2 protein-coding genes are annotated in these 7779 nt (G+C 48.4%); both read right to left on the bottom strand.

Going from position 1 to position 7779, the window contains the following annotated elements; all coding sequences use genetic code 11:
- Window positions 1-411: 411 nt before the first annotated feature.
- Window positions 412-5538: a conjugative transfer relaxase/helicase TraI gene (traI, locus tag P3L37_RS21370; RefSeq protein WP_220693750.1), complete on the bottom strand. Its 5127-nt coding sequence runs from the start codon at window positions 5536-5538 to the stop codon at window positions 412-414.
- Window positions 5538-7760, bottom strand: a complete 2223-nt coding sequence (gene traD, locus P3L37_RS21365; RefSeq protein WP_140172748.1) for a type IV conjugative transfer system coupling protein TraD — start codon at window positions 7758-7760, stop codon at window positions 5538-5540. Before traD ends, traI begins: the two co-directional genes overlap by 1 nt.
- Between the last annotated feature and the right edge of the window lie 19 nt (window positions 7761-7779).

The raw sequence follows: 7779 nt of genomic DNA, 5'->3' as shown, positions 1-7779 counted from the left end.
GTCTCTCCGCACTTATGTTGTACGGAAGGAGTTGAATTTTTTTGCACATAATTCTATACTCCCCGCTAGGAGTTCAACATTACCCCTAGCGGAATTACTCTGATGACCCCTGATAATCTTTCCTCGGTCCGCCAAGATAGAAGAAGATTACAGGGGTTTTCTATTTGGGTTCACAGCACATGTTTGTGTGTTACATCCCATCTCTTGCCACCTTTCGGCGTGGCGACCACAAAATTCACATCAATTGTCGGCTAATTTAGCACTCTATGCGCATTCAAGCAACGTCTTCACGATAAAGACGCGATTTATTCACAAAATTTGTGATAAAACTTGAGGTTCGACGCGAGAGAAAACTAAACGAAACTGGCGGAAATCGCCGACAATGCGGGTTAAAACTAAAATAACAGGGTGTTAATCACCAAACTCACGGTCACGGGATTTTTCCATCACCATTTCACGCTCTTGTTGACGCAAAACGTCTCGTTGTTGTTGCTGATGTTCACGCTCAAACTGAACGGCCTTTTCAATGACTCGCTCTTTCGCCTCCATTAAGTCATGTTCCCCTTTAAGTAAGCTATCACGCTCTTGCGCCATCACCTGCCTCAGTTCGTCCTCGCTCAGTTCTGGCACTTTAGGCTCGCTGTTCGCTTGCTGACGCAGGGCAGCTTCAGCCTCTTTTAAGGCTTTATCAATCGCCTGCTCCTCGGGGGTTTGCAGGTTTTTCGGGTCACTGTCTGCTTTATCGGTTTGCGCGGTATTCGGGTTGGAATAGGCGTTATCCACTTCCCCTTGCGTGATTTTTTCAATCATGGCCGTGTGTAAACGTTCATCCGGATTGAGTTGCACCACCACACCCTGTTCGGGTTGCTGTGCCATCGTCTCAAAAGCGGATTCTAGACTGTTCACAATCACGGTGTGCCCGTTTTGACTGGGTTTGACGACAATAAATTGTGCCTGCTCGCTTCCCAGTAAGCGCACTTCAGCACGAAGCCCCTTCAATTTATCCTCTTCAAGTTCAATCGCTTGTAACACCGTACCTTGGGCTTTACCGTGTTCATTAAATGCGGGCCACGCCACATGTGGCTCGGGGTGCTTGGTGGACGGATAAACAAACTTCCCTTCATGGGATTCACCGAGCCCCATTTGCCGACTTAAAGCGCGACCAATCGCCGTATCATTAAGGGGTTTCGCATGGTCAAACAGTTGATTACCGACTTTGGCGGCACGGTCTTGCTCAGCCAGCAACACATCATGCGCGGTCTTCCGGTTTCCGGGGTTTTCAATGGCTTTTGTCCATTTATCCAAATCATCACTGTAGGTTTGCACGTGCGCTTTAGTACGAGATAAAGCCACATACGCATCACGTAAGGTGGCCAGCATACGTCGTCCTGACTCAACCCCCCCAAGGACAATCACATACAAGCTACTTGCCCCTTGCGCTTTGTGTGCCGTGCCCGCATAACCGTAATCCAGATGTTGGTCTGTCAATTCGCTATTCGGGCTAAGCACGCGTGACTCATCGCCCTTAGTAATGGTGATTTGCCCGTTACCACTGACTTCACTGACCGTCCAGTCACTGTTCATCACGCGTCCGCGCTCTTTATCCGTGCGAGTAAAGTTGATTTTTTCCCCTGCGGCGATATGACGGGTTTCTTGGCGGTAAATACCAATATCCAGCAAGCTACTTTCAAAGGCCGAAAGTAAATGCCTTTTGCCTTGTTCATCAACCAGGGTCACAACTCCGTCACTGACGCCCTCTTGAGTCACCTCAATCCGATAGTACTGCTCTTGGATGAGGGCAATTTTACCGGCATGTTTTGCCAGTCCTGCCGTTGATAACAAGGCCTCTGTGCGCGTACTTTCACGCACCAATATCGGGACGTCTTTTCCCCCTTGTAATTGCCCTTGCTCGACTAAGATTTGATGAATACCGCGATTAAGTTCATCTTTATCGCGGTTGGTTTGTGCCACAATCAGTGTCTCTTTTTGGGCTTCAACCGTTCGTCCGCGATAGTCATCAAGAATATGTGTGATGACCTTGTCGCCTGAATTTATCACCGACTGTTCGGGGAATTCCGCCCCCGCGCGACGGGGAACCACATCAGGCGTCACGCGATTCATCGTATCCATCGCAGTTTGAATATTACCGGCTATGATGGCTTCAATCGCAGGGCGAAGCTCGGGTCTTTGCCGTACAATTTCGTTCACAACCGCAGTCGTCAGCGTTGAACGGTCTTGCGCGAGGGAAAACGGTGTACCACTGTCCACCGACAATAGCTGCGCCCTATCCCCTGAAATCGGCGCTCGCCCGCCACCGCGCCCAATCACGTCTAACACTTCAGTCATAATTTTGTTTCCGACCATCGAACCTTCGTCGACTAAAAAGAGGGTGTTTTTAAAATCCAGCACTTCCCCTTGCTGTTGGCGTTGATTCGCATCCATCAAAAAGGCATGCAAGGTTTGTGATTTCACCCCCACAGCGGCCATTTCCCCCACCGCTCGGTGTGTGGGGGCAAGACCTATCACTTCCGGTCGCTGCGTCTCAGGGAGTGTTTCCAAGGCCTTGAGAACAGCCTTCAGCTGAGTTGTTTTCCCCACCCCGGCATAGCCTTGTATGCCGACAAACTGGTCACGCGTGGTTAAAATCAATGTAGTGGCGGCCTTTTGCCCCTCCGTTAGCCCTTCCAGTACGGCTTCAGGAACAGACTCCATCAGTGGGGTTTGTGTTCCTTTGCCGGCTAAAATGGTGGTCAGGATTTGCTTTTCCATCTCCCACGTACTGGCCGTCACGTAGCGTTGTTGGGCTGCGCCTTTACCACTGGTCACGGGGATGATGGCTTTTTGGGCGACTAAGCGGTCAAAAGCTTTCCCAAGCGATTGACTGTCGAGCGAGTTGTGTAATGGTAACGCTTTGGCAATTGCATCGATGCGCGAGAAAAAAACCTGACTCTCTTGTGCTAACGCCATGCCTTGTTGCAGGGCTTTTTCGGGCTTAGACAATAACGCTTCCGTGGCTTTATCGACGGCTTGTTCAATGGCTTTGCTGTCTAACCCTTCAACCCCCGCTAACTGCCGCGCTTGCTGATAGACTGGCGAACGCGATAAACGACGCTCGGTTTCCATCTTATCCAGTGGCGTATACACGGTAATATGTTCACCACTGCGCGCAGCCGTATTGAGTAATGTGGGTTGCGTATCCCGTGCTGATGCGGCCAATAACACTGTGCCCGTATCGTTAGCCTGTTGCCCTGGCGCGGTAACATAACCATAATCGGCTTTGACACCGTCTCGTACATCAATACGGTGCGTTTTTCCGTTGAAATTAACCATTATTGCGTTTGGCATAAACCCAGTTACCGTGACCCTGTCACGTGCAGAGAGCTTATTTTGCTTCGCCAATATCGTTAACTGCTCGCCTTGCTTGATGTCCATCGTTTGGCGTTGATACGCACTCCATTGGCCATCAAATTGCTGCGGTTTCATCACCTGTTTTTGCCCTTGACTGTCAAGCAACGTGACCGACCGAGTTTCAGGCGTCACACGGTCAATGGTGTAACGTTCAACCTCTTTTTTATCCGCATTCCAACGCTCCATCACCATGCCTTCACGGTAGCTGTCGATTTGCTTGCGCGAATGGCTGTCGAGCCACACGGGTTTGAGCTGTGTCACCGTCACCGTTTTTTCACTGAGCATGCCCCGCTCAGTGAGCGTTTGGCGAATGGTGTCAGTGACAATTTTTTGTTCCCGAACGCCACTGACCTGCGCAACCACGGGTTTCATGTCACTGTGTAGCTGTGCATAATCCGCCGCCAATGCCGCATAACGATGATTTTTATCGGGAATGTGTGCCGTTTTCACCGTCAAGACAGCGGAAGACTCACCTTTAAAACGTGGCACCCCCGCATCTTGCAGCGTCGCCAACACGTTTCCCGTACCTTTACGGCCGCCACTGTCCATCATGAGCACCTGCACATTGGCAGATTGAGCATTTTCCAGTAGAGATAAGGCCGATTTCAATGACAGTTTTTCCGCATTAGCCACCACTAAGGTACTGTTGGGCTTGAGTGGTTGACCATCACCCAGCGTCATTTTTGGCACAGTGGCAAAGCGATTATCATTGGCAAACGCTTTACCGCTGGTCGCATCAAGGGTCATTACAGCCACGTCACGCCCTTGTGATTGGGCCATCGTGACACCGTCTAATACCCCGTCTCGCTGCGCTTTACCAAGCCCTTGACTGGCCACAATCGCAATATTGGGTAAGGTGTCCGCCACTTTTTCCATGACTGGCGTGAGGGTTTCTGTCCGCACCTGAAAACTGACGGTACGGTTATGTTGCTTCATGTCGGTGGCGATTTGTTGCAGCTTCAGCTCGTCCATTAAATGAATGGACGAGGTAAACAACCCTTTTTTCTCATCCAGTGGAATAAGTTGACGCTGTTCAATCGCCACATCAATCGCTTCACGCACCTGCGCTATCATGCCCGCACGGGCTTCCAATCCCCCAAGCGTTTTAGCCAACACTTGGCTGTAAGTCATACTAAGCTGCTTATCACTGAGTAACGCAATCGCATCAGTGACAGCGCGGGTAATATCGGGCTGTATATCCCGAGAGGTATCACCCATCTGGCCTTTGGCAAGACGCTGCTCGGCTTCAGCGTAAAACGCTTTGCGTTCTTCAGGGCCAAAGCCATTTTTATCCAAGCGGTCAAACCAGTCGGTCAACAACTCACTTTTTTCAGGGGTTGTTTTGGCTTGACGCGTATCGAGGGCGGCCACATCACGGGATTTGAGTGAGGCTTCATGCCCCACCGCATCCATGATTTGGTAATGCCGCTGAGAAAACGGCACAACGGGCACGCCCACAATTTCCCATAATCCATTCTTGCCTGTTTCATGGGTTTGCATGCCAAAGCTTTCCACACGCTCACGTAAAGCATGGCGGTAGATTTGCCCTAATGACACTTGTAAGGCATAAACCGCCTCACTAAAGCCGCTTTTTTGCTGTGTATCACTGGATAACGTGCGCCACTCGCCATTGTGTTCGGTCATGTTCATCACAAGAGCATGCGTATGGACTAAAGGATCGTGCTCGCGGGACGTATCATGGTTAAATGCCGCGATAACTAAGTTTTTGGTCATTTCCAGCGACGTTTTTCCGTCAACCATCACTCGCGTTGACGCGAGGCTCTCCACTTCTTTCAGGGCGACCTCGACGGCATGATTATGTGCGTCAATCATACGCTTATCGCCAAGAACAAGTCCTAATACCGAGACACTTTTGGGTGCTGAAAACGTTAAGTCATGCCCTTCACGGTGCGCATTTTTACCGTTTTCCATCCGCTCAAGACTTTGGCCATTGGGTAAGCGCCCCTCAAGGATCCCACCTAATTGGTCTTTAGTGACTTCGCCTTCTAATCCAAGTGATTTAGCACCTTCACCCATCCAGCGGGCTTCAAGGTTGCCGAGAAAATAATAATTGTCTTCATGGGTATAATAATTTGCCGCATTATTGGCAATCGGTGCAACAGTCAGCATCACCACATCTCCGGTTCATCATGATCATCATTTATGTGTTTTGGCTTTTCTTGGGAAGGTTTGGGTCGGTTAAAAATTTCCTTTTCGTCCTGCCGCATGCGCGTGTAACTGTCATACAGGTCTTGTGGATTTTCCTCTTGTTCAACGACTGCCCCCAAAACTTCCCCTGTTTCCGTATTCACCAAGACGTTATCAATGATGACCTCCTGCCCGCCTTGGGCTTCCGGTGGATTGCCAGATGCTGCGGTTTCCGATGTTATCGGCGTGGAGTTTTGTGTGACTGACTGCGATGTGAGCTCAACGATAGACTGTGGTTGAGTCTGAGCCACTTCCGGAGCGATATTGTTTTGTGCCGTATCAACGGGTGTTTCAATCGGTTTACCGCTAATTAAGCTATCAATGGCCTGATTAACCACGTCAGGCAGCGCCCCCAGGCTTAACCGCTCGTCAATTTCAGCTTCAATCTCTTGGTCTAAGCTGTCATTGATTTGTCGTGGGATAAATTCTTCCGCGATGACTTTCAGCTTTTCATATTTCATGGCGTGCTTAATGACCGGGTATTCCCCAGGCAATGTGATATAACACGTTAAATCGGGCAGTTTTTGCACATCGGAGTAGTTGATTAAATCCACATCCTCTTGCTGCTTACTGAATGACACACCGTCGCGTACTGTTTCAGGCCCGAAGCTGTATTGCTCACTGGCCACTTTTTTACGCGTTTGCCCGAGCTGACCGCGTACCCAATTAGCGATACTTTCATCGGGAGAACGAAAGAAAAAGCGGGTATTCAGTAAATCCATCATTGCATCAGCATTTTCATTACCATAAGTCACATTCAGTTGTGCTTTATTTTGAAAGCCAAGAATAAAACATCCGCCAAATTTACGGCCTTGTGACAAAATGAGGGGTAAATTCGGTAACTGGTGCAATGAAATCAATTCGTCATAGATAAACCACACTCGGCGCTCGCGGTTATCACCCATTTCCAGTAACGTATTCGCCGCTTGCGATAACCACATGGAAATTAACGGTTTTAGAGACTCATGTTCACGTTCATTACTGGTGATCCACAACCAACCGTGACGGTCTTTTTTCTCGTTGACGGTTTTCATCCATTCACGGATCGCAAATGGCGGTTTACCATTACGCTCAATCCCTTGTAGGTAGCGCAGCGCTTTAACATAGATAGTCAAGACACCCCGAATTGAAATGGCAGTCTTTTCCACCTTCTCTTCCATCAAGTTACTGGCTTCCGTTCCTGCGACATACGCACGCAACGTCTTAAGATCAATGGCCAATAAGGTACGCAATAATTTGTTATAGCTTCGCTTATCATCCTTACCGAGTTTAGCCGCGACAGTCGTAAAAATGGTACGCGCCGACCCTGTCCAAAACGGATCTTCTGAAGTGCTTTGGGGAATAAGCGTATTGGACGCGCTGTCAAAATCAGGGATAGTGACGCATTCACTCCACAAATCCCAATTTTCACACCGTTTATCCAATGGGTTCAGTAGCTTATCAATGTTCTCATTGTAATGCTGTTTGATTAAGGAACACCCTTTATCATAAACAATCACCATATCGCCGCGTTTGCGAAGCTGGATAAGTAATTTATTGAGGGTATTTGATTTTCCTGAACCGGGCGTACCGTGCATTAGCATGTTTTGCACTTCACTGTTAAGCTTCAGGGGTAACCCATCAAAAGTAATAGGCGACGCTTCGCGTCGTGCATGCAGCATATTGCGAACATGCTTAATATCTTCCGTGAGTGTACGCCCACCAATCACATCATCATTCGCTTGGCGCTTACCTAAGCCATGAAATACTCGGTAGATGACAAAAAACAGCACAATGACGACAATACATGCCCATAATAAGGATAATCCCAATTCTTGTAGCACGATATTTCCGGCATAGATCATATAATCGTCTTTTAATATCGCATCTGAGGTAAACCGATAAAGTTGGCCATCAAAATCCACTTCATAAATGGGTGCCACGCGATATAAGGCTTTTTCACCGCCTGCGGTTAAATATAACCACCAATATAATCCGCCATTTTTAATTTCTTGCAGTGGCACTTTAAAATAAAAAATAATCGGGAAGATCATCAAGAAAAATAGAATAAGCCAAAAAGATATTCGCTTATTGACTTGCATGAACATGCCGAGCATATAGCTAAAGACTTGTCCACCCTGCGTAATATGCTTGGTTGAACTCATAATGAAATCACTCTAAATT

Source organism: Providencia sp. PROV114, from assembly GCF_032704305.1.
Classification (GTDB): Bacteria; Pseudomonadota; Gammaproteobacteria; order Enterobacterales; family Enterobacteriaceae; genus Providencia; species Providencia rettgeri.
The sequence above is the reverse complement of the archived record's forward strand: the minus strand, read 5'-3'. Positions and strand labels throughout refer to the sequence as shown.